Source organism: Tropicimonas sp. TH_r6 (assembly GCF_033101155.1).
Classification (GTDB): Bacteria; Pseudomonadota; Alphaproteobacteria; order Rhodobacterales; family Rhodobacteraceae; genus Tropicimonas.
In genome coordinates, this window is record NZ_JAWMPX010000003.1 from 158,181 (window position 1) to 183,201 (window position 25,021).

The following is a 25,021-nucleotide window of genomic DNA, read 5'->3' on the forward strand; positions in this document are numbered from 1 at the left end:
CCCCTCGCCGGAATACTCTTCGGCCGTGCCAGCGTCTGCGCTCACGTCACCGCACGCCGATCTCCGCCAGAGCCGCAGACAGTTCTGGCGGCAGAGGATCCTCCTGCGCCCGCCCCTTTGGCAGATCCGCCGGTGCATCTTCCGGTTTGAGGTAACGCCAGCCCTGGAAGGGTCGTCGGGGTGCGGACTGCGTCCGGCAGATTTCCGGATCGAGCACAAGGGCACAGCGCCGGATTCCGTCGTCGCCCTGCACCTCTTCGAGCCGCAAGAGCCGCTGGCGTGCCAGGATCTGCCCCTTGAAAACCCAGTAGAGCGAGCCGCCATCGACCAGTTCCGCCTCGCGTTTCGGCCACATTCGCGTGATGTGACGCGGCAGCTCGTCGGGCCACCGGGTACGCGTCATCTCCTGCCAGCCGATCAGGTCCTCGACCCGTTCGGCGCCGACACAGAGTTTCAAAAGGTTGATATGCGTGCTCACGGAATCCCTCGCCTTTGAGGTATATACTGTAGTTCCAAAAGCCGGTGATGCAAATGCTGGTAGCTTTCACATCCGCTTCACGCTAATCTGCTTTCCTGCCCGAGACACCGAGGATCGCCCATGACCCGCTTTGCCGCCCCCATCGCCGAGTCCATTTGGGACATGAAATACCGTTTCAAGGAAGCCGATGGGACGCCGATCGACCAGACGGTCGAGGATAGCTGGCGCCGAATCGCCCGCGCGCTCGCGGAGAGCGAAGCGGAGCCCTCGGTCTGGGAGGAGCGCTTCTACGCCGCGCTTGAGGATTTCCGTTTCCTGCCCGCCGGCCGGATCACAGCCGGCGCCGGCACGGGCCGTTCGGTCACGCTCTTCAACTGCTTCGTCATGGGCACGATCCCGGACGATATGGGCGGCATTTTCGACATGCTGAAAGAAGCAGCACTGACAATGCAGCAGGGCGGCGGCATCGGCTATGATTTCTCGACAATCCGTCCAAAGGGAGCGGATGTGAAGGGCGTGGCAGCGGATGCCTCAGGGCCACTGAGCTTCATGGATGTGTGGGATGCGATGTGCCGCACGATCATGTCGGCCGGCTCCCGGCGCGGCGCGATGATGGCGACCATGCGCTGCGACCACCCCGACATCGAGGATTTCATCACCGCCAAGTCGGACCCGGCGCGGCTGCGCATGTTCAACATGTCCGTGCTGGTGACGGATGCTTTCATGGAAGCCGTGAAGGCAGACGGGCCCTGGGAGCTGCAATTCGATGGCAAGGTCTATCACACGGTGGAGGCGCGTGGCCTGTGGAACAAGATCATGCGCGCCACCTATGACTATGCCGAGCCGGGGGTGATCTTCATCGACCGGATCAATGCGATGAACAACCTTGCCTATTGCGAACAGATCTCGGCCACCAACCCCTGCGGCGAGCAGCCCCTGCCCCCCTATGGCGCCTGCCTGCTGGGCTCGGTCAACCTCGCCCGACTGGTCTCGGACGCCTTCGAGCCAGGGGCCGCACTGGACGAGGGCGCACTGGACGATCTCGTCGTGACAGCGGTGCGGATGATGGACAATGTCGTGGACATCTCCCGGTTCCCGCTTCCCGAACAGGCGCAGGAAGCACAGGCCAAGCGCCGCATCGGGCTGGGCGTAACCGGCCTGGCGGATGCACTTCTGATGGTCGGTCTTCGCTATGGCTCGGAGGAAGCGGCGCGTCAGACCGAGCGCTGGTTGCACCGCATCGCCCGCGCCGCTTACCAGGCCTCAGTGCAATTGGCACGGGAGAAGGGCGCCTTCCCGCTCTTCGATGCCGAACCCTATCTCGCCAGCGGCGCCCTCGTCGGGATGGACGATGACATCCGCGCCGCCATTGCCGAGCATGGGATCCGCAACGCCTTGCTGACCTCCATCGCGCCCACCGGCACGATCAGCCTCTATGCCGGCAATGTCTCCTCCGGTATCGAGCCGGTCTTCGCCTATGCCTACTCACGCAAGGTGCTGCAGCAGGACGGTTCGCGCAGCGAGGAAGAAGTGGTCGACTATGCGGTTCGTCTCTGGCGCGAGAAAAACGGCGACGCCCCCCTGCCCGCCCATTTCGTCGATGCCCAGACACTTGCACCGGCCGATCATGTCCGCATGCAGGCCGCGGCGCAGAAATGGGTCGACAGTTCCATCTCCAAGACGATCAACTGCCCCGAAGATATCGGGTTCGACGCCTTCAAGGATGTCTATCTGCAAGCCTGGGATCAGGGTTGCAAGGGCTGCACGACCTACCGGCCGAATGACGTGACAGGCTCCGTTCTCTCGGTCAGCGAGACCACGGAAGCCACACCCGAGATAGACCAGGGTGCCGATGTGATCTATCTCTCCGAACCGTTGGATCGGCCTCAGGCGCTGGACGGGGCGACGTACAAGGTCAAGTGGCCCGACAGCGAACATGCGATCTATATCACCATCAACGACATCGTGTTGAACGGGACGCGTAGGCCCTTCGAAGTCTTCATCAATTCCAAGAACATGGAGCATTTCGCTTGGACCGTAGCACTGACCCGCATGATCTCGGCAGTGTTCCGGCGTGGTGGTGATGTTTCCTTCGTGGTCGAAGAACTCAAAGCGGTGTTTGACCCGCGCGGCGGAGCCTGGATGCAGGGGAAATACGTGCCTTCAATTCTGGCGGCAATCGGCGGCGTGATCGAGCGCCATCTAATTTCGATCGGCTTCATCGAAGGAGAAGGCCTCGGGTTGAAGGAAGACCCGAAAGCCGAAAGACTGGCTGTCGGCGAACGACCGCGTGGCAAGGCCTGTCCATCATGCGGACAGTTCGAGATGAGGATGGTCGAAGGGTGCAATACCTGCATGAGTTGTGGCCATTCCAAGTGCGGTTAGCAACTGTATCTTTCAGGTTGTTTGTTCTGACCACCAATTAATGGCCAGCGGCGGGTTCAAAAGGTCCATTTCGCAACCAAATAAGGTCCATCGAACTCGAACGACGGGAAACTGGCATGAAAAGGTACTGGTTCTGATCGTTTGCCTGTTTGGGTGCAAATTCTCTGGGATATGCGCGTAATTCCGGGACTGGGTCGCACTGAGGCCTCGCCTGTGAGGATCACCCAATGTAGGGACAACCAGTTTGACCATTTTGCGGGTTTCTGCGTCCAATGCCTTGGTGGCATTTTTCCAGACCGAGGTCCATTTTCCGAATACCATGTGGTTGCCCAAAGACATTGGACAAAGTCGCGTCCGATACCCCCCAGCCCCTGCGATAAATGTTGAAAGCGTGCGACGAGGGAGGCAGTCGCGCGCTTCTACTTTTCCGACCTTCCGGTCATTCGCTGCAACCGCAGCTTTGCCCTTCATTTCGGCCCGGCATCCCGCAAGCCGAGCGAGGACCGGACATTCACGGCGACCCACACCAAGGACAGGACAGCGGTCTTTGCGCTCATCAACTCCGAGCGGCCAACGGGCGCTAACTGCGCATTCCTGCCATTCACGAGATCCCGACGCTTCGCAGGTGCAGCATTTTGATGACCGTCGCGACCGGCCCAATCCCGACCTCGGGCATCCTATCATATTGCTGCAGTGCGGCCCGTCAAAGCCGCCCTTCGCTGCAAGCGCAACATGCGGATCGGGTGCGAACGCACAGATCGCGGGACCCTGCGGTCATTGCACTTGTACCGATGAATGTCAGCTTCGGCGTACTATTCAGTGGATTCGTCATCCCCGGTCTTTTGCAGCTTTCTAAATGTGGTTGGTGTCATGCCGTTCGCGCGGCGGAAGGCTCGGGTGAAATTGGCAGCATCCGTGAATCCCAATGCGGTTGCTATGTCGGAGATTGATCGGTCGGTTTCGGCAAGAGTTTCTCTTGCGAGTTCCTGCTTCACGAAGCCTATCTCGCTGGTGATATCCGTGCTGTTCGCAGCAAGACGCCGCTTCAGTTTGTGCTGGCTCATCGATGCAAGAGCGGCTGCCTTTGCGGCATTCAGTCCACCCTCTCCAATGTGCGCGCGGAGCATCTGCCGAAAGGCATGGACAAACCCGCTGGGGGGGGAGTCCGATCGCTCCTCTTGCGGCGCATCAAACCAGGCAGCATCAAGGGACAACGACAGCCAGGAAGACGGAAAGCGAATACTGAAGCCCATCCTGTCCCCCTTGATCGGGTGCATAAGATCGAACTCCGGTGGAAGGACACCCGGATCGCTGATAGACATGGTGACCTGTGACGGATCAAGGCGGTCATTTAGCGCCCGCCGGAGAATAGCCCAGCCAAGAGCTGCCATGAAGGCATCGTTCTGTGCCGGCTGGATTGTGGGCTCAAAGGAGCGCGTCTCGCCAAAGACAGCCGTTTGGCCGGCGACATTGAGATACTCGGTGACAGAACTGGCAATCTCGTTGGCGCGCGCGATGAAGATCGACAGGTAGTCTCCGACCGTGGACGCACGGGCCTCAGCGTCGGCAAGCACCGGCCAGCCCTGGACGTCGAGTTTGCTTCCGACGCGGGCCCCGAAATAGGGATCTTTGGCAGACTTGGCGGCATTCTCGACAAACTGGTGGATGACCATCACGTGGACCGAAAGGTCGGCTTCCCAGGTCGCACCTTCCGTCAGCCCGACGCTTGAAAAGACCGGTTCCGGATTAACACCGCGTTCGCGAAGTTCCATGGCAAAGGGGCGCAGAACGCTCAGTTTCACGAGTGGCAAGGTTTGCGTCATTTGTGCGGCCTTCGCGCTTTCGATCAGTTCCAGCCTACTTCCTGACGGCGACCGAACCAGAAAAATCCACAGAAATCAGTCCCTATGGTGCAAAAAGGTGCCCGGCCCGCCCGCTGAGGACAAGCAGGGGCTGTTTCAGTCGTTATACTGCTACCCAGTCAAACGCCCCGCAAAGGGGTTTGATCCAATGGGAGATGGATATGAAGAGTTTTCTTGCCTCGGTCGCCGGACTTGCGCTGGCCGCCGGGATTGCGACGACCGCCTCGGCGCAGGACGGTGCACCGCGTCAGGTGCTGTTCACCAACGTCAACATATTCGACGGGGTCTCGGAAGCTCTGGTCGAGAACGGGTCTGTTCTGGTCGAAGGTAACCTGATCAAGACGGTATCGACGGAGGCCATCGACGCAGGGGAAGCCACAGTCATTGACGGCGGAGGTCGGACACTGACGCCGGGCTTCATTGACAACCACGTGCACCTGATGCTGCCGGGGCCGACGCTTCCGTCGATGGAAGCGAACAGCACCTGGGAAGACCTTGCGATTGCCGGTGTCGCCTCTGCCGAAATGTACCTGATGCAAGGGTTTACCACCGTCCGGGACGCAGGCGGCCAGAACGGCGGCCTGCAACGCGCCATCAACGCCGGAACGGTTGCCGGACCGCGTATCTACCCGTCGGGTGCCTTTCTGAGCACTCGGGGCGGCCATGCGGATTTTGCGAACTACACGTCGCCTGTCGGGGAAAGCTCCAATTTCAGCCGGCTGAATATGGCGCAGGAAGTAGACAATGTTGCCGACGTCCAGAAATTCGGTCGCAACAATTTCCGCATGGGGGCCAGCCAGCTGAAGTTCATGCAGTCGGGCGGCGTGGTATCGGTCTTCGACCCGTGGCAACTGATCGCCGGTTCGCAGGCCGAGATCGAGGCAGCCGTTCAGGTGGCCAATGAATATGGCAGCTATGTCATGGCGCATTCCTACCGGAAGGAAGCGATTCTGAACGCGCTCAATGCAGGCGTCCGCTCGATCGAACACGGCTTCATGTTCGACTGCGAAATCTCCGCTCTGATGGCGGAAAAGGATGCCTATATCACGACAAACCTGACAGCCTTCGATCCGAACCTGTTCGATATCCCAGCCATCAGCGAGGTTCCGGCCAGTTTGCGCAAGGCAAAATCAGCCGCCGCAGCCTTCACGGACTACCTCGACAATATGCGCGAATGTCCGGCGAAACGCGGCCATCACACGGATTGTGTGGGTACGGTTGATGCCTGCAACATCCAAATCGCCTATGAAAAACATCTCGCGAATGAGTTCTTCGGCGCGTACACGTCTCTCGTTGCGTTGACCTCGGTCGGAGGCGAGATCGCGGCCCTGACCGGGGATTTCATGAACCCGTACCCTGAGGGCAAACTCGGCGTGATCGAGGAAGGCGCCTATGCGGATATTCTTCTGATCGACGGCAATCCGCTGGAGGATTTCTCAGTGGTTGGAACGGGTGACCAATGGTTCGGCGCAGAGCCGCGGCCTGACAGCCCCGAAACAATCCGGATCATCATGAAGGACGGTGTAATCTACAAGAACACACTGAACTGATCGAGCATCGGGGCGGTTTCCTATCTCGGCCGCCCCGCCTTTCTTTAATTGAATGGAGAACGAAGCTTCCGGGTGTCGCGACCGTTTTCCTGTCAGACTTGGAGTCGAGACCCTGAAACATCTCAGCCCCTGCATTGCCGCTCTGGCGTTGGTACCCTGTGCAATTCAAGCGCAAGTGGGTCCCAATATCGACGAGCTCGCCAAGGAGTTGGCCAATCCGGGCGCGGCGAATGCCACGCTGAACTTCAAGCTTGAGTACCGGACATTTGACGGCGACCTCCCGGGTGCCGACGATCAGGACAGCCTGACCCTGACGTTCCAGCCGGTGTTGCCCTTCAAGCTGCCAAATGGCAACAATCTGATCTTCCGCCCTGCGTTTCCCTATGTCTGGGATCAACCCGGCTTCAACGCTGAGGAATTGGCGTTCGAGAACGTCGATTCCTTCGGAGATATTCCCTACGATCTTCTCTACTCTTGGCAATCCGGGGCCTGGACACTGGGCGCTGGGATCGTCGGATCAATCCCGACCTACACCGATCTGTCGTCGGAGAACTGGACCCTCGGCCCAAGCTTTCTGGCGGTGAAGACCTTTGACTGGGGGGTGGCCGGTCTGTTCCCGTTCCATAACGAGAAGATTGGTGGAAACGGCCCCGAGACGTCGATAACTTCGCTGCAATACTTCCTGTTCTACGGACTTGGGGACGGATGGCAGATTGGAACCGGCCCCACCAACAGCTATGATTGGAACGCTGAGAACGACGATGCCTGGACCGTTCCGATCGGGGTGACCATTGCCAAGACGGCAACAATCGGCAAACAGCTGGTGAAACTCAATCTCGCTGTCGAGAAGAACGTGATCGCCCCGGACAGTTTTGCATCAGACTTGAAATACACCTTCCAGATCAGCCCGGTGGTCAAGAACCCCTTCCAGCCCAATCCACCTGCATCCCCGATTGACCCACCCACACGCGCGGCGCTTCTTGCGCCCATCAGATAGGAGTGCACATGCGAATCTTTCTCGCCGCCTTTGGGCTGGGCATCTTGGCAAGTGCTTCGATGGCCGACAACGCGCAGATCGGCTGGAGCGATCTGGTCGATGCCTCTACTCAGGTATTCGAAGACCCGTACCGCGACCTCTCGCCAGGCCAGCTTGACGACCTGGTAGAGGTCGCTCGCTTGCGTCAGCAGGTGGCAGCCGGTGATGCCTCCGTATCTGCCCAACTGGCCGCGCGCGAAGCCGAGTTGGCCGAGAATGACGTTGATGCGGATTGGCTGATCTCGCAACGTTGGGTCGTCGCAGAGCGTCGGGAGCAGGCAGCTTTTGCCGGCAACCCGGAACTCGATGGTGCGGAGGTGACGATTTCGGGGTTCGCCATTCCCGCCCCCCCCGCCACCGATGGGACATCCGTCGCCTATCTCGTCGAGCAGCGCGGCATGTGCAGCCACATGCCTCCGCCCATGCCGAACCAGATGATCCGGGTGCGCCTTACATCGGACTGGACGCCCGAATACATGCACCAGCCTGTCAGCCTGACCGGACGGCTTCATATCAATCCGACGCAAGAGGTCTTTCGGGTGGTCGACGGCGATGTGCCGATGGCGGCGACCTGGCAGCTGGATGCCATCGCGGTGGAAACCTACTCCGCGGCGCCACTTGCGGCAGATGCCAGCTCGGAATGGGTTGACCAACTCCGTGCGAAGCTGAAGGCGAACAAGGCCGAGACCGGCGAGTAGGAGACCCCATGTCGAAATCCAGATACGCGGCGGCAACGCTGCTCGCGCTGTCGCCTTTGCCGAATGCCGCATTGGCCCAACAGGGCCTCTCTGGTCCGTCTTCGGTCGAAGCGGACCTGACGCCCGGCGACGGGCTGACCGATCCGCAGCCGCGCACGGACTTCCCACGCAACGTGCTGCCGGGATATTTCGGTTGGAAGGACGGGCTGGCCGAGAACGGCTTCCGGTTCAACCTCGACTACTTCGCGCTCGGCCAGTGGAGCGACAGCGATCTGGGGGAAGGATACGCCGGCGGTGGCGTGCTGCGGTTCTACGGCAACTGGCAGGCCACCGAAAACGGCTCGTTGACCTTCAAGATCGAGAACCGGCAGGCCTATGGCGCCGTTGCGCCCCAGTTCTTCGGCTTCGAGTCCGGCGCGTTGTCGATCACTGGCACGGCCTTCAACGACAACGGCACGATGCTGACGAACCTGTTCTGGACCCAACGCGATCCGGAGGGTCGATGGACATTGCAGGTCGGTCAACTTGACCTGACCGATTTCGTGGACGTCTATGGCCTTGTCAGCCCTTGGACGTCGTTCCAGAATCTCGCTTTCAACACCAACCCGACGATCAACGCGCCCAATCCAGGCCTCGGGATTGCGGGCGGTGTGAAGCTGGGTGAGAATTTCTATGTTGTGGGCGCGGTGGCCGACGCGAACGGGGACCCGACCGAGCCCAGTTTCGATGTGTTCGAAACCGGGGAGACGTTCAAATCCATCGAGATCGGCTATACCAGCGGCTCGGACCGGATCTACTTCGACAACATCCACTTGACCGTCTGGCAGTCGGACGCAGCCAAGGATGGCAGCCGGGCCGAGGACAAGGGCGCGGCCTTCTCCGCCGCCTGGTTCATCGACAATACCTGGATGCCGTTCCTGAGGGCCGGCGTTGCCGAGGGCACGGCCGCGCTCTACGAACGCTCCCTCTCCACAGGTTTGGGATGGTATCGTCGGAACAATGATCTCGCCGGGATTGGCCTAAATTGGGCCGAGGCGAAAGATATCGACGAAACCCAGTTTACCACCGAAGCCTTCTACCGCTTCAACATTTCGCCCGATTTCCAGATCACTCCCTCGATCCAGTATATCCGCGACCCGCTGCTCAACCCCGGCCAGGACGACCTGACCATCCTCGGCCTGCGGGCAAGGATCGTATTCTGAAGTGCCGCATTGAATTCGTCAGAAGCAGTCGCTCAAAAGTGACGTAGGAAATGTCCAGAATGGGCTCCGAGCCGACTTGCGGCAGCGCAGAGAACATCTCGGATTCAGGCGATTGTGGATGTCGGCTTTTGACGTCATTCCATGAGCGGTTCGCGCCTGCAGAGAAAGTCCGGATTCCGCCCTTCTTGCAGGTTTCTGCGTTGCGGCGGGCCTATCAATCCGACCGAGCCGGCCACCGACGAAGCCGGCCCTTCCCGGGCCTTCCCGGGCCTTCCCGGGCCTTCCCGGGCCTTCGACGCACACGGTAGGAACGGCGGCTTCCGCTTCAAGGGATGCTGCTGCGCCTGCGAAATAGTTGAATCCCCAAAACCGAAAGACAACGCGGTCATCGGGACCGCAGGTATGCCAGCAAGGTCCTGGCGTCTGAGACCTGTACAGGAACGCCGGTTGGATTGTCCTGGAACCCGGGTTCCGAAAAGACCTTCCGGATTGCTGTATTCTCCACATACATGGAGTATCGCCAACTCCGGCGACCCATGCCTTGGTTGCTCCGGTCAACCAGCATTCCCATGCCCCTGCTGAAGTCGCCGTTTCCATCCGGCAGCATCGAAACCTTGTCGATGCCAAGGCTTCTTGCCCATTGGTGCATGACGAACGCGTCGTTTACCGACAGGCAGATCACCTGGTCAACGCCAAGGCCTACAAAGGCGTCGTAGTGGGCCTCGAAGCCGGGCAGATGGCTCTCGGAACAGGCGGGTGTGAAGGCTCCGGGCAGTGCAAACAGCACGATACGTCGATCTGCAAATATCTCAGACGAGGACACCTGTTTCCACTCGAACGGGTTGGGTCCTTCCAGGGCGTCATTTCGGACCCGGGTGTGGAACAGGATCTCTGGGACGAAGTTGGGATGCATCGATGTCTCCTCTATGTTGGACGGCCGTCGGGGCCAGCGCTCGTTATGGTGACCCTGCGGGCCGGGCGGTTGTCCTCCTTGCACCGCGGGTTGGAGCGACGCGCAGAGGCCTCCCCGATCCGCGGCGCAATGGCCCGTGGGGCAGACCGTTCATTGCGGTGCCCCCTCTGATCGCGGCCGTCAGCTGAACTGCCGCAGATCGGACATCCAAGGCGATGGCCCGCATGATTTCTCGGCTTTTCACTTTGGCCATGGTCACTGCTTCCTCTGCCTCTGCCTCTGTCACGCCGAGATTCGCCGTTTCCCGCGTTCGGTCGCGCGGGTGTCGCAAGCAGGGATAGGCTGGCGTGTGGCGCCTTCAGAGAAGACTTCCAGCAGACCGAGCGACCGGTCCACAGCCTGTACGGTGCCCGAATTGGGCGTGGGACCGATGTCGACATGCGCGAGGGTTCATTCTGTATCGTGGAATGCGATTTCCGGATTCTGGACAAGTGCGTCGAGAAGATCTTACCTTTCCGCGACGCAGAGACGACTTCGACATGGCCTGTCTCGAACGCGCGGATTGCAGGTTGCCGACGTTCTCGTGGTTCATTGCAGAAGCCCGGTTGTTGCCGGGAACGGGTGTTTCCTCGGAAAGCTCTTGCGGCGATTTCGCCTTCCTGTGGCGGGACCTGGCGCCGCGAATGCGCGTTGGCGCTCTCTTCAAATGCTCTCTACGGCACTGACGCCCAGCCGGGTACGCCACCCAGGAGGCACGATGACCCAGAACGGGTTGAACAGGCTGGCGCCTCGATCGCCTGGATGCCTTCTCCCGGGGCCGCAGCACGGGGCATCGAATCCTCCCTTGATGGCTGACTGGCCGTGGTCGGGGGCGGGCTGCCGGTGATTGGCGACGGAGATGTCGTCGGCGGCTTAGGCGTGAGCTCCGGCTTGCCTGCTCAGGATCTCGAGGTCGGACAAGCCGGCATTGACGCCTTGCTCGCAGGAGCCTGAAACAGGAAAGGGGCAGCACAAGGCTACCCCTTCCTCGCATCGGGTAGCGCACCGTCCGCCCTATCATGCGCTGGTCCGTCGTTGGCCCATGTCCTACCCCGTCTCGCGCAGGCGTTTTACCAGCGAGGAGGTATCCCAGCGGCCTCCGCCGAGCTTTTGCACATCCTTGTAGAACTGGTCCACAAGCGCCGTCACCGGCAGGCTGGCGCCGTTTTCATCCGCCGTGGCGAGGCAGATCCCGAGATCCTTGCGCATCCAGTCCACCGCGAAACCATGCTCGAAATGGTCTTCCAGCATGGTTTCGAAACGGTTCATCATCTGCCAGGATCCCGCCGCGCCCCCGCCGATCACGTCGATGACCGCGCGTCCGTCGAGACCCGCCTTCTCGGCGAAATGCAGCCCTTCGGAGAGCCCCTGCACCAGCCCGGCGATGCAGATCTGGTTGACCATCTTGGTGAGTTGGCCCGAGCCGCTTTCGCCCAGCCGCCGGCAGGCCTTGGCATAGGAAGCGATGATCGGCTCCGCCCGCGAGCAGGCCTCCTCGGTGCCGCCACACATCACGACAAGCTGGCCGTTCTCGGCCCCGGCCTGGCCGCCGGAGACGGGGGCGTCGACAAAGCTGACCTGCAGGGCGTCGGCGGCGGCGTACATCTCGCGGGTCACCTTGGCCGAGACGGTCGTGTGATCGACAAAGACACAGCCCGGCGCCATCGCCGCGAGCGCCCCGGCCTCGCCGGTGCAGACCTGCCGAAGATCGTCGTCATTGCCGACGCAGGCCATCACGAAATCCTGCCCCGCCGCCGCTGCGGCCGGCGTCGGCGCGGCGGTGCCGCCGAACTCGGACACCCAGCTCTCGGCCTTTTCCGCGGTGCGGTTATAAACCGTCACCGCGTGGCCCGCTTTCGCCAGATACCCTGCCATCGGATAGCCCATGACCCCCAGGCCAAGGAATGCAACTTTAGCCATGTCCGGCTCCTTCAATGTCAGAGAAGATCGCCCGGCGTGTCGCCGGCGAAAAATGCGTCGAGATTGTCGAGGGCACGGAAGCCCATCGCGACCCGGGTGCGCGTCGTCGCGCTGCCGATATGGGGCAGCATGAAGATGTTTTCATGCGCCGCGAAAGCCGGATTGCCGCCCGGTTCCACCTCGAAACAGTCCAGCCCGGCGGCGGCGATGTGGCCGCGCGTCAGGGCGTCCAGCAAGGCCGCCTCGTCGACCAGCGCGCCGCGCGCCGTGTTGATCAGGATTGCACCGGCCGGCAGTTTCGCCAGCCGCTCCGCGTTCATCAGGTTGCTGGTCTCGGGTGTTGCGGGACAATGCAGCGACAGGTAATCCGACACCGCCAGAAGGCTGTCGAGATCGGCGTGATAGGTCGCTCCGGCTTCAAGCTCCGGTGCGAGCCGGGTCCGGTTGCAGTAGTGGACTTCCATGCCGAAGCCGCGCGCGCGCGCGGCCATGACGCGACCGACCCGTCCCATACCGACAATGCCGATCCGCGATCCCGTCACCTGTTTGCCGACCATGAAGGACGGGCTCCAGAAATCCCAGGCGCCGGTGCGCACCATGCGGTCGCCGGCCACCGCGTGCCGCGCCGCGCCGAGCATCAGCAGCATCGCGATCTCGGCGGTCGCATCGGAGAGCACGTCGGGCGTGTTGGTCACCGCGATGCCCCTGGCCTTGAGCGCGGTGAGGTCGCAATGATCAACACCGACCGAGTGATTGGCGAGGATCTTCAGCCGCGGATCGAGCCGCGCCACGACCTCGGCGCTGAAATGCTCCGAATGGCAGGGCATGATCGCATCGACACGGGCGCTCATCGCGACAATCTCGTCGGCGCTTGCCGGCAGGTCCGCCTCGTTCAGGATCACGTCATAGCTTTCGCGGGCCCGCGCGACCGTGGCATCGGAGACGCGCCGCGGCAGCCAGAGAACCGGCTCCTCACTCATTTCTTCGGCTTCCGTATGGCTTCTTCCCAGAAGTTGTAGAGGGCGAGACTGATCACGAACCCGGCGATGAGAGTGAAGGGCAGCCCGCCCCAGAAACCGGCGAAGCCGGTCGAGATGCTGTGGGCGAGGCCGATGATGAAGATGGCCCAGAGCGACGTGCCGATAAGGCCCATGGTGATATTGGTCAGTCGGGACATGTCAGGTTTCCTCCTCACTGTCGGAAAGGGTCTTCAGAAGCCAGGACGCCGTGCGCAGGAGCCGGTCGTCCAGCTCGGCGGGGCCGACAAGCTGCGTGCCGATCGGCAATCCATGCGCGCCGACAAGGATCGGCAGGTTCACGCAAGGCAGTCCGGCCAGGGTCCAGATCCTGCAGAAGGCCGGGTCCCCGGTCGTGTTCGCGGACAGGAGCGGCGCCTCGCCGGTGGCGCTCGGCGCGAGGATCGCGTCGAACTCGTTGAAATGTCCGGTGAAGAATGCCTCGGCGGACGCCTTGACCGCCTGCGCATCCTCGTATTGCGCCTGGCTGATCTTGCGGGCACGTTCGATCACGGCCTGCAGGGTCGAACTGAGCCGGTCCCGGTCCCGCTCGATCAGTTCCTCGAAGTTTTGCAGGAACTCGTATTCGTGGATCGTCTCCTGGATCTGCCCCAGCTCGGACAATTGCGGCGCCACGTCGAAGCGTTCCACGCGCGGCCCGAGCGCCTCCAGCACCTGCTCGTATCCCTCCCGTGCATCCGGATCGAGGCGGTCATGGAAGGCAAGGTCGAACCAGGCGATATCCGGCGCCACCGGCGGCTCGGCCTGAACCCCGGCGACCATCGTCGGGCGCGGGCGGGGCAGGCTCAGCGGATCGCTCGGATCGTAGCTGCCCAGAACCTCCGCGAGGAGCGAGACATCCTCAAGCGTCCGGCCGAAGACGCCGACCTGGTCGAGGGTCTGGGAGGTCCGCAGGACGCCCCGCCGCGAGATGACACCGCGCGTCGGCTTGAAGCCGAAGGTGCCGCAGAAGGAGGCCGGACGAATGACCGAGCCGGCGGTCTGCGTGCCGATCGCGAGCGGCACATGGTGCGCGGCGACCGCTGCGGCGGAACCGCTGGAGGAGCCGCCCGGCGTGCGGCCGGCATCCCACGGATTTGTCGTACTGGTCGGATGCGCGAAGGCGAACTCGGTGGTCCGGGTCTTGCCGAGGATCACCGCGCCGGCTTCCCGCAGCCGCTCGACGATGCAGGCATCCGCCGCTGGCCGGTTGCCCTCGAAGATCGGCGATCCGAAACCTGTCGGCGCATCGGCGGTGTCGATGATGTCCTTCAGCCCGACCGGCACGCCGTGCAGCGCCCCGGTCGCACGGCCGGCTCGACGGATCTCGTCCATCTCGCGGGCCTGGGCCAGCGCCGCTTCCGGGTCGAGATATTCCCAGGCCTGGATGGCGCCATCGGTTTCTGCAATGCGCGACAGGCAGGCCTGCGCCAACGCCTCCGAGGTCAGGACGCCGGATCGGATCTCCGCGGCCGCCTGCGCGGCCGGGAGGGTTGTCAGGTCACGGTTGGTCAAGGCACGTATTCTCCGAAAAGTGCGTCCGGCAGCCAGAGCGCGATGCCCGGGAACTGGTACATCAACACCATGCAGAGGATCACGATGCCGAGATAGGGAATGATCCCGCGGAAGATCTCCATCAGCTCGATCTGGTTCTTGAGCACCCCCTTCAGGTAATAGGCCGACATCGCCATTGGCGGGGTCAGGAACGAGGTCTGAAGGTTCAGCGCCACCAGCATGGCGAAGAAATACGGGTTGACCCCGAAGGTCTCGAGCATCGGCAGGAAGATCGGCACGAAGATGATCAGGATCTCGGACCATTCCAGCGGCCAGCCGAGCACGAAGATGATCAACTGTGCCATGATCAGGAACTGCCAGGGTTTCAGCTCCATCGCCAAGACCCAGTGTTCGATCACGTCATGCCCGCCGAGATAGGAGAAGATCGACGCGAAGGTCCAGGAACCGACGAACAGCCAGCAGACCATCGCCGTGGCCTTGGCGGTCAGGAACACGCTCTCCTTGACCCGTTCCCAGGTCAGGGAGCGGTAGATCGCCGCCAGCACCAGCCCGCCGAGCGCGCCCATCGCCGCGGCTTCAGCCGGGGTCGCAAGCCCGCCAAGGATAGAGCCCAGGACCAGCGCAATCAGCACCGTCAGCGGCACGAAGGAGACCAGCAGGTCGAGATAGATCTTGGAGGGTGGCGGCACGTCCTCTTCGGAGGGTTTCGGCGCCAGCGACGGGTTCAGCATCACCCGCACCATCACGTAGACAATGTAGAGCCCGGCCAGCAGCAGCCCCGGGAACACGGCCGCCGCGTAGAGCCGCAGGGGCGAAAGCTCGGCGATGGCCGCATAGACGATCAGCATGATCGAGGGCGGGATCAGGATCCCCAGCGTGCCGCCGGCACAGATCACCCCGGAGGCGAAGCTGCGATTGTAGCCGGCCTGCGCCATGGTCGGATAGGCCAAGAGCCCCATCAGTGTCACCACCGCGCCGACGATGCCCGACGCGGTCGAGAACACCGCGCAGGTCAGCAGGGCGGCAATCGCCAGCGACCCCGGCAGGTTGCGCGCCGCCATGTAGAGCGAAAAGAACAACCGATCGACGATATTGGCCCGTTCGACCACGTATCCCATGAACAGGAACAGCGGGATCGCCACCAGCGTGTCGTTCTCCATCACCGAATAGGTGTTCTGGTTCAGCAGGTAGAAGATGTTGTTGTTAAAGATGTCCGAAAACGTCTCCGGCGCGCCATTGTAATAGGCGTAGTAGCCAAAGCCGACGCCCATCGCGAGCAGCGTGAAAGCGATGGGAAACCCGAGCAGTACCAGCAGGATGAACAGGCACAGCATCAGGATCGCAACATGGGGATCCGTCATTTTGTTGTTTCTCTTGTCTCGTCGGCGTTGCCATAGATTTCGGGATGGTCTTCCTGCATGTGCATCAGCATGTCCTCGGTCTCGCGAACATCGTCGATGCGCGGAAGCCACTCTCCGCTGCGCATTGCCAGCCAGCATCTCATCATTTCCGCAGCACCCTGCAGCATCAGCAGCGCGCCGGCGATCGGGATCAGCGTCTTGAAGAAGTAGATCTGGATCCGGGCCGGGCTGTTCCAGCTGACTTCCTTGTAGCGCCAGCTGTCAGAGGCAATTTCCCAGCCATACCAGAACAGGGCGAACATGCCGGGAAAGAAGAACAGGATGTAGAGCACGAAATCGATGCGGGCCTGCCAGCGGACCGAGAACAGCCGGTAGACCACGTCACCGCGCACATGCGCGTCCTGCGCCAGCGCATAGGCGCCCGCCATCAGGAACAGCGCCCCGTACATCTGCACCATCATGTCGAAGGCCCAGACGGTCGGCGCGTTCAGCGCGTAGCGCACGAACACCTCGTATGACACCGACAGTGTCAGAATAAGAATGCACCATCCGAAAGCCTTGCCGACCCATTGGCTCAGCCCTTCGATGGCGTGGATTGTCTTGATCAACGGCTCACCCCCACCGCAAAGGTCGCATTACGAAGGCCGCGGTCACGCGGCCTCCGTTCCGATTCGAGCGTGCCTCGGCGTCAGCCGAAATAGTGCTTGTAGGCGAGACGGTAATCCGGCTGGTTCAGCCCGAGATAGTACATCACGTCCTTGGCATAGGCCTTCTGCGAGTCGACAACCTTCTTGAAGAAGGGCTCTTCGGCAGAGATCCGGTCGACCACCTTGTCCCAGGCCGCAAGCTGGGCCTCCATGACGCTGTCCGGCGTCCGGTAGACATTCACGCCCTGCTCTTCGCGCAGGGTCCTGAGATCCTTCGCGTACTGGGTGGTGTTGTTCCACCAGAAGTTGGAGTTCTCCGCCATCGATGCGTTCTTGATGATCGCCTTGTGCGCGTCGGACAGGCCTTCGAACTTCTCCTTGTTGAAGGTGATCTCGAAGAATTCCTGGCTCTGGTGGAACGAGGCCAGGTGATAATGCTTCGAGACGTCCTGCATGCCGAATTCACGGTCCGAGGTCGGGTTGTTGAACTCCGCCGCGTCGATCAGGCCGGACTTCATCGCCGGCTGGATCTCGCCGCCGGGAAGCTGAACGACCGACATGCCCATCTCGAGCAGAACGTCGGCGGCCAGGCCGACGGTGCGGTATTTCAGGCCCTCCATCTGGCTGGCATCGGTGATCTCTTCCTTGAACCAGCCCAGCGGCTGTGCCGGCATCGGCGAGTTGAAGAAGGACACGACGTTGAGCCCGAGCTCCGCCATCAACTCGTCGAACAGCTCCTGACCGCCGCCGTGATGGATCCAGCCCAGCACTTCCTGGCTCGACCAGCCAAAGCACGGGCCGGTGCCGAACAGCGAAGCCGCCTTCGACTTCGAGTACCAGTAGGCACAGACGTAATGCGCGGCATCGAGCACGCCGCGATGCACGGCGTCTTGCATCTGGCTGGTCTTCACGACCGAATTGACCGGAAGAACTTCGATCTGCAGCGACCCGCCGCTCATCTCCGCGACCCTCTGCGCGAAGGTGTTTGCGTTCTCGAGCCAGATGCCTCCTCCCCAGGCGGCCTGCATTTTCAGGGTCGTCGTGCCCTGGGCCTGCGCAATTGCAGGCGCGGCGAGTGCGGCGGCGCCCGCAAGCGCGGATCCGCGCAGGAATTTCCTGCGGCTCGTTTGATTGGTCATGATGTCCTCCCAGAATCATAGTTTGTTCGCGGCCCGTCCCGGAGGCCGGAAACCGCCATACCTTGTCGCGGTACAGATCGAACTTAACCTACTCCCAGCGTTTTTCAATTTTTCCGGAAGTATCTGTTCTGAGACCCACATTCACATATAACATATTGAGGTAATTATAAGTTAGTGTTTCCAGCTTTCCTCTGGCGGCAAGAAAATTCTTTCTCTATGAAGCTCTTGTACCGAAAACTGGAGTGCAGGATTGACTGATACCAAGGTCGTGGGGCCTCGCGGCAGGCCTGCCAATGCGTTTTCGGACTCTGGCCAGACCGTGATTGTTGCGCTTGATCGGGGGATGCGAGTCCTTGAATATATCGCATCGAGCAATGGGGCCTCCTTGTCGGATCTGGCACGCGCCACGGGGATCCCGGTGGCGTCGATGCATCGTATCCTGGCAACGCTGAAAGCCAGCGACATGGTCGAGTTCTCCGACACGCTCCAGAAATGGTTCATCGGCACGCAGGCGTTCCGGATCGGGAATGCCTATCTGAACCGCTCGAATATCGTGGAAGCGGCGCGCCCGATCATGCGCGAGCTTTCCGAACAGACCGGTGAGACCTGCAATCTCGCAGTAGAAAACAGCGGCGACGTGGTGTTTCTCTGCCAGGTGGAATCGGACAATCCGATCCGCGTGTTCTTCCGGACCGGCACCCGTGGTTTCATGCATGCATCCGGCATTGGAAAGACGCTGATGGCGCATTTGAGCCCGGCACAGGTCGATGGCATAGTACGGACCAAGGGTCTTCCGTCCTTCACGCCCAAGACGATTGTCGACATCCACGCCTTCCGCAAGGAACTCGACCTGATACGAGAGCGAGGTTGGGCGCTTGATAACGAGGAGCGGTTTGTCGGAATGCGTTGCGTCGCGGCTCCGGTCTTCAATTCCTTTGGCGAAGCCGTGGCCGGCGTGTCGGTTTCCGGGCTCGCCTTGCGGCTGCCCGACGACGCAATCGACCGCATTGGGGAATTGGTGAAAGAGGCGGCTCAGCGCGTGACCGATACCTTCACCGGACGGATCTCCGAATAGTGCCGTGCCTGAGCGCGAACGGCATTTCTTTGTTGGAATGTTTCATGCGCTCGATCGTGGCATGTACGCCCAAAGCTGATGAAGAAACCTGCCAACTCAAAGGATTGCGCTTGTCGCAACGGCTGGACCAGGCGTTCCACGCATTCTGGGCCGCGTTTGTGGGGACGGCCGGCATGCGGCAAGCCCTGCAACCACTTGTGCTCCGCAAGCAACCGCAATGTCCGCCGAGCAGACCTTGCCGTAGACCGCAGCGAAGGTCGGCTCTTCGCCCTTCCTCCCGGATGATGCTCCCGCAGAAGTCGAGATTTCGCACTCGCAGCGAAGGTCCGTAGGGTCCGCTGACTTGCCTGTGGTGTGAGCCACCGCAAACGTCCGGTCTGCTTCTAAACCGATGGCTTTCAGCTGGAAGTTCCGCACAGCCGAGAACGACGCAAGGTCGGTAAACATGACTTTCAAGCATCAACGGAAGTGCGGGCGCGCCACCGACGTGACCGACGGCAGTGAACTGCGCATTGCCGCCGCTGGGCCGGGTGCGCCGCTTCGCTGTTGCAGTAAAGGCAATTAGGGTCAGGGCTCGTTCTTGTCTCAAAGCCAGAACATGACGGTTGCGGCCAATGCGATGGCTGAGAGGAAGACTTTTGGGCACCGGTCGTAGCGAGTGGCCACACGCCGCCAGTCTTTCAGTCTTCCGAACATGATCTCGATGCGGTTGCGGCGCTTGTATCGACGCTTGTCATACTTGATGGCTGTCTTACGCTGCTTTCGGCCGGGGATACAGGCTCGTATCCCCTTGTCTTCCAATGCTTCTCTGAACCAGTCTGCGTCATAGCCCCGGTCCCCGAGCAGCCACTCGACATTCGGCAGGCTGCTCACCAATGCCCGTGCGCCGATGTAATCGCTCACCTGCCCGGCGGTGACGAAGAGATTGATTGGTCGCCCCAGGCTGTCGCAGACGGCGTGCAGCTTTGTATTCATACCGCCCTTGGTTCGGCCGATCAGGCGACCACGCCCCCCTTTTTAACGCCCAGGCTGGACGCGGTGCGGTGTGCCTTCAGATACGTCGCGTCGATCATCACGGTCTTTTCTTCACTGTGTTCGGCGGCCAACCCTGCCATCATCCTCGCGAAAACACCTTTGTCACTTCACCGCTTCCAGCGGTTGCACAAGGTCTTGTGCGGACCGTATGCGGCAGGCGCATCCCGCCAACGTAAGCCATTGCGGTTGATAAAGATAATTCCGCTCAACACGCGCCGATCATCGACGCGGGGCTTGCCGTGAGACGTGGGAAAGAAAGGCGCAAGCCGCGCCATCTGCGCGTCGCTAAGCCAGAAGAGATCAGACATGTCACCGCTCGTTTTTCGAACGGTGAATCACGCTGATCGCCCCAAATCAATGGGTCCTGAGCCTAGTTCGCGCTTCACGCTTCCCAGGGCTAGCGGCTTTCCATTGTCCTTCTTCAAGGAAAGCATGTGGTCACGGAAGTTTCGTCCGTGTTCCCGCCGAAGCTCCGTCAACAGGATCTTGTCCAGCGGCCCCAAGGAATCAGCCAACCGCATGCAGGTACGGTCTAGCCTGACCAGTGCATCCTTGTCGGTGCCCACTCGCTCCGTCGCATAGATGGCCTTGGCATCTGCCACAGTGGCGTTGGGTGGTGAAGCCTCGGGTTCCGTGATGGCCTTCAGAACAAGCGGGTCTTCGCCCCGAACTTCCAAGCCATGCCGAAGGATGTTGCGGGCGTCTGTATCGTCTAGGCCCCGAATGCCGTCCATGAGTTCGTCGGCCCGCGAAAAGGCATCCCGCCACCTCTGGGTCGGTGAGCGTAAGTCTTGTTCAGTTCCCTGTGTTCGGACAGATCAAACGATCTTGTCGAACTCGCGAAGAACGGATTCGTACTCGCGCTGGAAAGCGATACCTGAGCGGTTCTTGAGGTGGACCTGAAGGAACTCCTGACCGGTTGCTTCTGTAACATCTTTCGGGAATCGACGGCGAAACCGGAGGACACCGTTCGGGCGTTGGTCGACGTGCTTGATCTTCATTGTAAATGCCACCTTGTGTGCCTCCTGTGTGTCGAAACACAGGCCGGCAAGGACCAAATCCCAACAAAATAAGGGCTTCACAGGGTGTGGCTAGGGCCAGATGGTGCCCCTAACGAGAGAAACTTCGAACTCTTTTTTTACCGACTTGGCGTGCTGGGAAAAAGTCTGGAGGGGTATCGGGCTCAACTGATATCCCCGTCGATAAGGTGTTCCAAACTGCCCTCGGCCGCGGTAGGGTCCGTTGCAACGGCAAGTGCGTCGCCGTGGCTACTATCGTCCGCACCCTATGAGTTGGCCGACGGCGGTTTCGTCATGCTCTCGAGATCGAAGAGCAAGTTCGGGTTACTTCCTTCTCCTGCCAACTCTTCCAGTACTTGCAGTAAGACAGCATGATAACGCGCGAGATAGTGCTCCTCCTCCAACTGTCGGCTCAGGTGGTCGACAAGCAACTGTGTGGCTTTGAATAGCCTGTCTGCCACCGGGTCACGATCGACAACCAATGCCCACGGGTCAACGAGACGCCATCGCAGAAGCCCAACCAGAAGGAATGGCCCGTAGGAGTAGCGGGACGTGAACCTTTCTCCGACAGCCTCGAGAACCTTGCCTTCAGCAATTCCGGCTATCTTCTCGACTTCCTCCCTCTTCAATAGCTTTGGCGCGCTCTCCGTTCGAGAAAGCAATTGGGACGCGCACGCCATCTGGTCCTTTTTCCACCCCTGTACAGGAAGTGCGAGGAGATAGTCGAAAGTCTGGCGCTGGACCTCAGGATCTTTTGCGGTTCTTCCCAATCCCTGAAGCAACAGTGTGGCCGATTGATACTTTTCGAAGAAAGCGTGATTTTTGTGACCGGCATGGAGGGCCTCCAGCAGCACTGGTGGGATCCAATCTGGGCAGCGGCGGAACAACCAAGTGAGGAAGCCCAGGGAGTTGTTGTCCTGGCTCCCACCGCCGGCGAGACGCTTTGCTACATCTGCTTCCGCGAGTGCCGATGCTTGGTTCAGTATGTCTTCGGCCTCCTCGGGGAGGTCGGAAGAAAGTTCGCCATCGCTCGATACCGAGTACTTTCCGAACGGGCGATTCGACATTTTCCGCGCGAGCAACTGCCAGTTCGGATAGAGTGCAGGTACTTCCTGTTCCAGCAATTCGAGAAGTCCCGGGCGGTTTTTCCTCCCATACCAGTTTTCTGTTCCGCAAGGCAGAACAAGGCGATTGGGTACGGTCGGTTTTTCGGGCTCCAGGCTTTCGATCAGCTCTTCCCAATTCATAGCCAATGGTTCGGCTTGGTCCCAATCGACAATAACTGGCCCCGTTAAGACTTCGGATGTCAGTGTGAGGTGCGCGCGGCCCGCAGCAGGCGCCTGCTGGACGTGCAACTCGACGGTGCAGTTTGTTGCCACCGGAAGCGGGAGTGCCACCACGGCGCGTCGTGGTTCTGCTATGCTCTCCTTCTTCAGGTGGACCTTCACCTCTTCTGTTCCCGCAAGCATTCCAAGTCTCGCAGGATCAGAGCTGCGGTACAGTTGACCAGCTGGCAGAAGTGCATTGGGGGGAATCAGATTGTAGCTCTTTGCTCCATCTGAATCCTGAATGATTGTCGAAATCTGCGGAAGAAAGTCGTAATAGACAGGCAAGCCGTCCGCCAGTCTGCGTGCTGCTTCCAATGCTCCACAGGCAATTGAATTTGGTTCCAACATAACGATAGATCGCCCAAGGGACGTTTCGATAGCTTCCCTGATGCGCTGTCTGATTGAGCCGTTTGTTGGGGTTGCCAGTAGGATTACATCGCATTTCTCAATGCTTGCACCCATGGTGATCGGTAGTTCTCCAGAATTCGGCAAGAACGATTCAGGAGGTTTAATGACCTCCCAACTTCCGTTCCATCGGCGCAGCGGCAGGGGCCCGGTGTCGAGTCCCAGTGCCATACGCCACGACAGGGGTGAGGAAATCACATGGGCGATATGAGTTTGATCTTCGCAGCATTCAAGAAGTGCAGAGAGAGCCTGCCGTTGTATGGCGCCGAGGCCCAATTCACTGGCAATTGGCTCCCCAACGGATTGACGTTCCGGCGCCGGAACGCCTTGGTGTCTAAGTCGAAGCGTTTGCAACGCGAAACCGTCGGTGTTGTGATCGAGTACCCCAACGGATCTTATGGTTTCCCAAGGCTCCTCCTTGAACAAGGAGAGCGCGGCGAGCGCCGCAAGGACAGGCCTCCAAACGAGAAGTCGGCGCCCAGGACGCAGAATCTGCATCGCAGAGAGCAGAGCCTCCTGCCTACCCTCATCCAAAGAGGGAAGATCTGGAATAGCCATGACCATGGTCGACTTCCTGCCGTCAGCCATGGCTTGGATCGCCCGAGCGATTTCTTCGGTATGTTCCTTTGGCTTCTCCAGCAGATCGAGAACCTGCCGACGCCGGGAGGCCTCACCGATCATCTTGCCCCAACCTGCTCCACGTCCGTGCGGCGCACGCTCTGCCTGAATACCGCCGATGTACTCCACACCGTCGGTTTTTTCTCGGACCCGCACTACACTCCCGCCTATGCCGCCATGGATCACTTGGTTTGTTTTCTCGATTTCCTGGCCCGGCACATCAAGCCAGTTTCTCGCAGTGAAATCGTTCCAGCCATTCAGGTCGATACCAACGAGACGCTTCATACGTTCGCCTCCGAAAAACACGATCTGACGAAACTGGCCAATGCGCGCGTGCCGTTGCCAAGGGTTTCTCCGACTGCGTCCAGAGCGATGGCCTGAACCCGGCTTTTTCCGGCTGTTCGTTCGATCTCCTCAAAATGTCCGTGGGCTTGCGTGAGGATGAGACCCTCTCGCATAAGGTCGATATTTGCTCGAGACCTGAGCGCTTCTATCAAACTGGCGGCATCGGCCGCATCTGTTCCAAGATCCATCCTCTCGAAGGAGTGAGGCGTCCATACGGGAACTCGGCGTTCGTATGCGTCGCTATTCAGTTCGGTTACCCGAAGCCAGACATTTGCCTTGGCCGCGAATTGAATTGGAGAAATCCCTTCAGGACGGGCTTGGACTTCGACCAGCAGATTCGAGTTTTTGAGCCAGAAAACGGCCAACGGACGATCATGGAGAAACCGACGACCCTGCATTGCCTCATCCAACCATACGACTGGGGCTTGAGCCAGAAGCTTGGCATCGGCCATCCTGTGCAGAGCAAGTGTCAGTGCAAGCACACAAAAGTCGGTCCAGCTTTCCGCTTGCCAAGCCCAAAGTTCGTCTTCCGCTTTGTCTTGCCGAAGCAATCGCAACCAGGATTCCCTCACGACACGGTACGAACGGTTTTCCAGAAGCACGTAATTCGCTGTCACGCCAGGTTCAGCGATGCCGACGCCAAGTTCATTCAGCTCACGATCAATGCGCCGGCACAGGCGCGAGTAGGACTCAACATCCCGATACCTGTAGCTGTGTCGTGCCCGACGATGCTCCCGAAGCCAGCGACGCGCGAAATGCGAGGCCAGACGTAGATAGGCGTGAAGGACCCGGTTCTCGAGTGTGTCGAAATTCTCGTGCCTTGCGATCGACAGGATGCGCTGATCTGCGCCTGCGCGTTCGGCGATTGACCGGCCCGGTTGTCGAACCATCCAGAGCATGGAGGCTCGATCCATCTCCTGGACTCTGTCAAGCGGCGTAAGCTCCCGAATTCTGCGCAACACCTTGCGCATGTGCCTTTCGAGATCGAGAAGGTACTGCTTGACCTGTTTGGCTTGCCGAACGATCTCTGCCATTCGTGGGTCGCTTTCGTCTTCGGCACGATCCCAAGCCTCTTGGAGGCGCGGCCAAAGATTCTCCGGATCATCCAGAGCTCCTTCCATCTCCTCTATCCGCGCCAGCACCCGGTGCATCCGCCCGGATGCATCAACGGCCCGTCTCTCCTCTTCGTCGTCATCCTTGGGGTCAAGTCCGATCCGTGGGCGGGCGGGAAGACCTTCGATCTGCACTGGGGAACTTGAAGCACCGGACTTGGGGTAGGGAAAAAGCCTCAACTCCTGATCGGCTCGCGAAAGCAAACAGGTATAGCGCGATTGTCCGCCTTCGCCGACCTTGGCTTCTCCCAACATGCAGTCTTCAGGGCCAAGCACCGTGTCACCGACTGACGCCGTGCGCATGGTCCATGGCCGCCGCAGAA

The 25,021-nt window shown here is 60.5% G+C and carries 21 protein-coding genes and 1 pseudogene; 7 read left to right on the forward strand and 15 right to left on the reverse strand.

All coding sequences use genetic code 11. The features are described 5' to 3' along the window. Positions 1-46: 46 nt before the first annotated feature. Complete coding sequence (locus R3X27_RS04800; protein WP_317707693.1) at positions 47-478, reverse strand: DUF1489 domain-containing protein; 432 nt, start codon at positions 476-478, stop codon at positions 47-49. Positions 479-598: 120 nt separating this feature from the next. On the opposite strand from R3X27_RS04800, the gene R3X27_RS04805 reads away from it, so the two are divergent. Further along, complete coding sequence (locus R3X27_RS04805) at positions 599-2,863, forward strand: adenosylcobalamin-dependent ribonucleoside-diphosphate reductase (protein ID WP_317707694.1); 2,265 nt, start codon at positions 599-601, stop codon at positions 2,861-2,863. A gap of 812 nt (positions 2,864-3,675) precedes the next feature. Here R3X27_RS04805 and R3X27_RS04810 read toward each other — a convergent pair. Continuing rightward, the gene (locus tag R3X27_RS04810) at positions 3,676-4,686 is read right to left on the reverse strand and encodes an AraC family transcriptional regulator (protein WP_317707695.1); all 1,011 of its coding nucleotides are present in this window, start codon (positions 4,684-4,686) and stop codon (positions 3,676-3,678) included. On the opposite strand from R3X27_RS04810, the gene R3X27_RS04815 reads away from it, so the two are divergent. The 4 genes from R3X27_RS04815 to R3X27_RS04830 are packed head-to-tail and all read left to right on the forward strand — an operon-like array spanning position 4,668 to position 9,211. Then, positions 4,668-6,275, forward strand: a complete 1,608-nt coding sequence (locus tag R3X27_RS04815; protein WP_317707696.1) for an amidohydrolase family protein — start codon at positions 4,668-4,670, stop codon at positions 6,273-6,275. The genes R3X27_RS04810 and R3X27_RS04815 overlap by 19 nt on opposite strands. Before the next feature lie 52 nt (positions 6,276-6,327). After that, positions 6,328-7,272: a hypothetical protein gene (locus tag R3X27_RS04820; protein ID WP_317707697.1), complete on the forward strand. Its 945-nt coding sequence runs from the start codon at positions 6,328-6,330 to the stop codon at positions 7,270-7,272. A gap of 8 nt (positions 7,273-7,280) precedes the next feature. Next, a complete protein-coding gene (locus tag R3X27_RS04825; RefSeq protein ID WP_317707698.1) occupies positions 7,281-8,009 on the forward strand; it encodes a DUF3299 domain-containing protein in 729 nt (242 codons plus the stop codon). An 8-nt stretch (positions 8,010-8,017) separates the two neighbouring features. After that, positions 8,018-9,211, forward strand: coding sequence for a carbohydrate porin (locus tag R3X27_RS04830; RefSeq protein ID WP_317707699.1), 1,194 nt, complete (start codon positions 8,018-8,020; stop codon positions 9,209-9,211). Between the two features lie 385 nt (positions 9,212-9,596). Here the strand turns inward: R3X27_RS04830 and R3X27_RS04835 are convergent, their stop codons facing one another. After that, positions 9,597-10,124, reverse strand: a complete 528-nt coding sequence (locus R3X27_RS04835; RefSeq protein ID WP_317707700.1) for a peroxiredoxin — start codon at positions 10,122-10,124, stop codon at positions 9,597-9,599. An 861-nt stretch (positions 10,125-10,985) separates the two neighbouring features. Between R3X27_RS04835 and R3X27_RS04840 the strand changes: the two genes are divergently transcribed. Continuing rightward, the gene (locus R3X27_RS04840) at positions 10,986-11,117 is read left to right on the forward strand and encodes a heme-binding protein (RefSeq protein ID WP_411572461.1); all 132 of its coding nucleotides are present in this window, start codon (positions 10,986-10,988) and stop codon (positions 11,115-11,117) included. A gap of 93 nt (positions 11,118-11,210) precedes the next feature. Here the strand turns inward: R3X27_RS04840 and R3X27_RS04845 are convergent, their stop codons facing one another. The 7 genes from R3X27_RS04845 to R3X27_RS04875 all read right to left on the reverse strand — a co-directional run bounded on the left by R3X27_RS04845 (position 11,211) and on the right by R3X27_RS04875 (position 17,761). Next, positions 11,211-12,083, reverse strand: coding sequence for an NAD(P)-dependent oxidoreductase (locus R3X27_RS04845; protein WP_317707701.1), 873 nt, complete (start codon positions 12,081-12,083; stop codon positions 11,211-11,213). A gap of 17 nt (positions 12,084-12,100) precedes the next feature. Further along, on the reverse strand, positions 12,101-13,063 hold the full coding sequence (locus R3X27_RS04850) for a D-glycerate dehydrogenase (protein WP_317707702.1): 963 nt from the start codon (positions 13,061-13,063) through the stop codon (positions 12,101-12,103). Then, complete coding sequence (locus R3X27_RS04855) at positions 13,060-13,260, reverse strand: hypothetical protein (protein WP_317707703.1); 201 nt, start codon at positions 13,258-13,260, stop codon at positions 13,060-13,062. The genes R3X27_RS04850 and R3X27_RS04855 overlap by 4 nt, the downstream gene beginning before the upstream one ends. A 1-nt stretch (position 13,261) precedes the next feature. Continuing rightward, the gene (locus tag R3X27_RS04860; RefSeq protein ID WP_317707704.1) at positions 13,262-14,614 is read right to left on the reverse strand and encodes an amidase; all 1,353 of its coding nucleotides are present in this window, start codon (positions 14,612-14,614) and stop codon (positions 13,262-13,264) included. Then, positions 14,611-15,975, reverse strand: a complete 1,365-nt coding sequence (locus tag R3X27_RS04865; protein ID WP_317707705.1) for a TRAP transporter large permease subunit — start codon at positions 15,973-15,975, stop codon at positions 14,611-14,613. The genes R3X27_RS04860 and R3X27_RS04865 overlap by 4 nt, the downstream gene beginning before the upstream one ends. Then, positions 15,972-16,583 (reverse strand): TRAP transporter small permease subunit, encoded by a 612-nt coding sequence (locus R3X27_RS04870; protein ID WP_317707706.1) that lies wholly within the window; start codon positions 16,581-16,583, stop codon positions 15,972-15,974. Before R3X27_RS04870 ends, R3X27_RS04865 begins: the two co-directional genes overlap by 4 nt. Before the next feature lie 80 nt (positions 16,584-16,663). Then, positions 16,664-17,761 (reverse strand): TRAP transporter substrate-binding protein, encoded by a 1,098-nt coding sequence (locus tag R3X27_RS04875; RefSeq protein ID WP_317707707.1) that lies wholly within the window; start codon positions 17,759-17,761, stop codon positions 16,664-16,666. A 268-nt stretch (positions 17,762-18,029) separates the two neighbouring features. On the opposite strand from R3X27_RS04875, the gene bhcR reads away from it, so the two are divergent. Further along, positions 18,030-18,836, forward strand: coding sequence for an HTH-type transcriptional regulator BhcR (bhcR, locus tag R3X27_RS04880; RefSeq protein WP_411572463.1), 807 nt, complete (start codon positions 18,030-18,032; stop codon positions 18,834-18,836). Between the two features lie 585 nt (positions 18,837-19,421). Here the strand turns inward: bhcR and R3X27_RS04885 are convergent. The 5 genes and pseudogenes from R3X27_RS04885 to R3X27_RS04905 form a co-directional block, all read right to left on the reverse strand. Continuing rightward, a pseudogene (locus R3X27_RS04885) lies at positions 19,422-20,179 on the reverse strand (IS5 family transposase). A 27-nt stretch (positions 20,180-20,206) separates the two neighbouring features. Beyond that, positions 20,207-20,605 carry a hypothetical protein gene (locus tag R3X27_RS04890; protein WP_317707708.1) on the reverse strand — a complete coding sequence of 133 codons (399 nt, stop codon included), beginning with the start codon at positions 20,603-20,605 and terminating at the stop codon, positions 20,207-20,209. Positions 20,606-20,689: 84 nt separating this feature from the next. Continuing rightward, complete coding sequence (locus tag R3X27_RS04895) at positions 20,690-20,872, reverse strand: hypothetical protein (RefSeq protein WP_317707709.1); 183 nt, start codon at positions 20,870-20,872, stop codon at positions 20,690-20,692. Between the two features lie 284 nt (positions 20,873-21,156). After that, complete coding sequence (locus tag R3X27_RS04900; protein WP_317707710.1) at positions 21,157-23,526, reverse strand: hypothetical protein; 2,370 nt, start codon at positions 23,524-23,526, stop codon at positions 21,157-21,159. Next, the gene (locus R3X27_RS04905; RefSeq protein ID WP_317707711.1) at positions 23,523-24,953 is read right to left on the reverse strand and encodes a DUF2357 domain-containing protein; all 1,431 of its coding nucleotides are present in this window, start codon (positions 24,951-24,953) and stop codon (positions 23,523-23,525) included. Before R3X27_RS04905 ends, R3X27_RS04900 begins: the two co-directional genes overlap by 4 nt. Positions 24,954-25,021: the final 68 nt, after the last annotated feature.

Coding starts and splice junctions, on each gene's coding strand:
- R3X27_RS04875 (WP_317707707.1), bottom strand. CDS start 17,761: ATGACCAATCAAACGAGCCGCAGGAAATTCCTGCGCGGATCCGCGCTT.
- R3X27_RS04855 (WP_317707703.1), bottom strand. CDS start 13,260: ATGTCCCGACTGACCAATATCACCATGGGCCTTATCGGCACGTCGCTC.
- R3X27_RS04900 (WP_317707710.1), bottom strand. CDS start 23,526: ATGAAGCGTCTCGTTGGTATCGACCTGAATGGCTGGAACGATTTCACT.
- R3X27_RS04850 (WP_317707702.1), bottom strand. CDS start 13,063: ATGAGTGAGGAGCCGGTTCTCTGGCTGCCGCGGCGCGTCTCCGATGCC.
- R3X27_RS04825 (WP_317707698.1), top strand. CDS start 7,281: ATGCGAATCTTTCTCGCCGCCTTTGGGCTGGGCATCTTGGCAAGTGCT.
- R3X27_RS04865 (WP_317707705.1), bottom strand. CDS start 15,975: ATGACGGATCCCCATGTTGCGATCCTGATGCTGTGCCTGTTCATCCTG.
- R3X27_RS04820 (WP_317707697.1), top strand. CDS start 6,328: ATGGAGAACGAAGCTTCCGGGTGTCGCGACCGTTTTCCTGTCAGACTT.
- R3X27_RS04905 (WP_317707711.1), bottom strand. CDS start 24,953: ATGTTGGGAGAAGCCAAGGTCGGCGAAGGCGGACAATCGCGCTATACC.
- R3X27_RS04845 (WP_317707701.1), bottom strand. CDS start 12,083: ATGGCTAAAGTTGCATTCCTTGGCCTGGGGGTCATGGGCTATCCGATG.
- R3X27_RS04810 (WP_317707695.1), bottom strand. CDS start 4,686: ATGACGCAAACCTTGCCACTCGTGAAACTGAGCGTTCTGCGCCCCTTT.
- R3X27_RS04835 (WP_317707700.1), bottom strand. CDS start 10,124: ATGCATCCCAACTTCGTCCCAGAGATCCTGTTCCACACCCGGGTCCGA.
- R3X27_RS04895 (WP_317707709.1), bottom strand. CDS start 20,872: ATGAAGATCAAGCACGTCGACCAACGCCCGAACGGTGTCCTCCGGTTT.
- R3X27_RS04890 (WP_317707708.1), bottom strand. CDS start 20,605: ATGGACGGCATTCGGGGCCTAGACGATACAGACGCCCGCAACATCCTT.
- R3X27_RS04805 (WP_317707694.1), top strand. CDS start 599: ATGACCCGCTTTGCCGCCCCCATCGCCGAGTCCATTTGGGACATGAAA.
- R3X27_RS04830 (WP_317707699.1), top strand. CDS start 8,018: ATGTCGAAATCCAGATACGCGGCGGCAACGCTGCTCGCGCTGTCGCCT.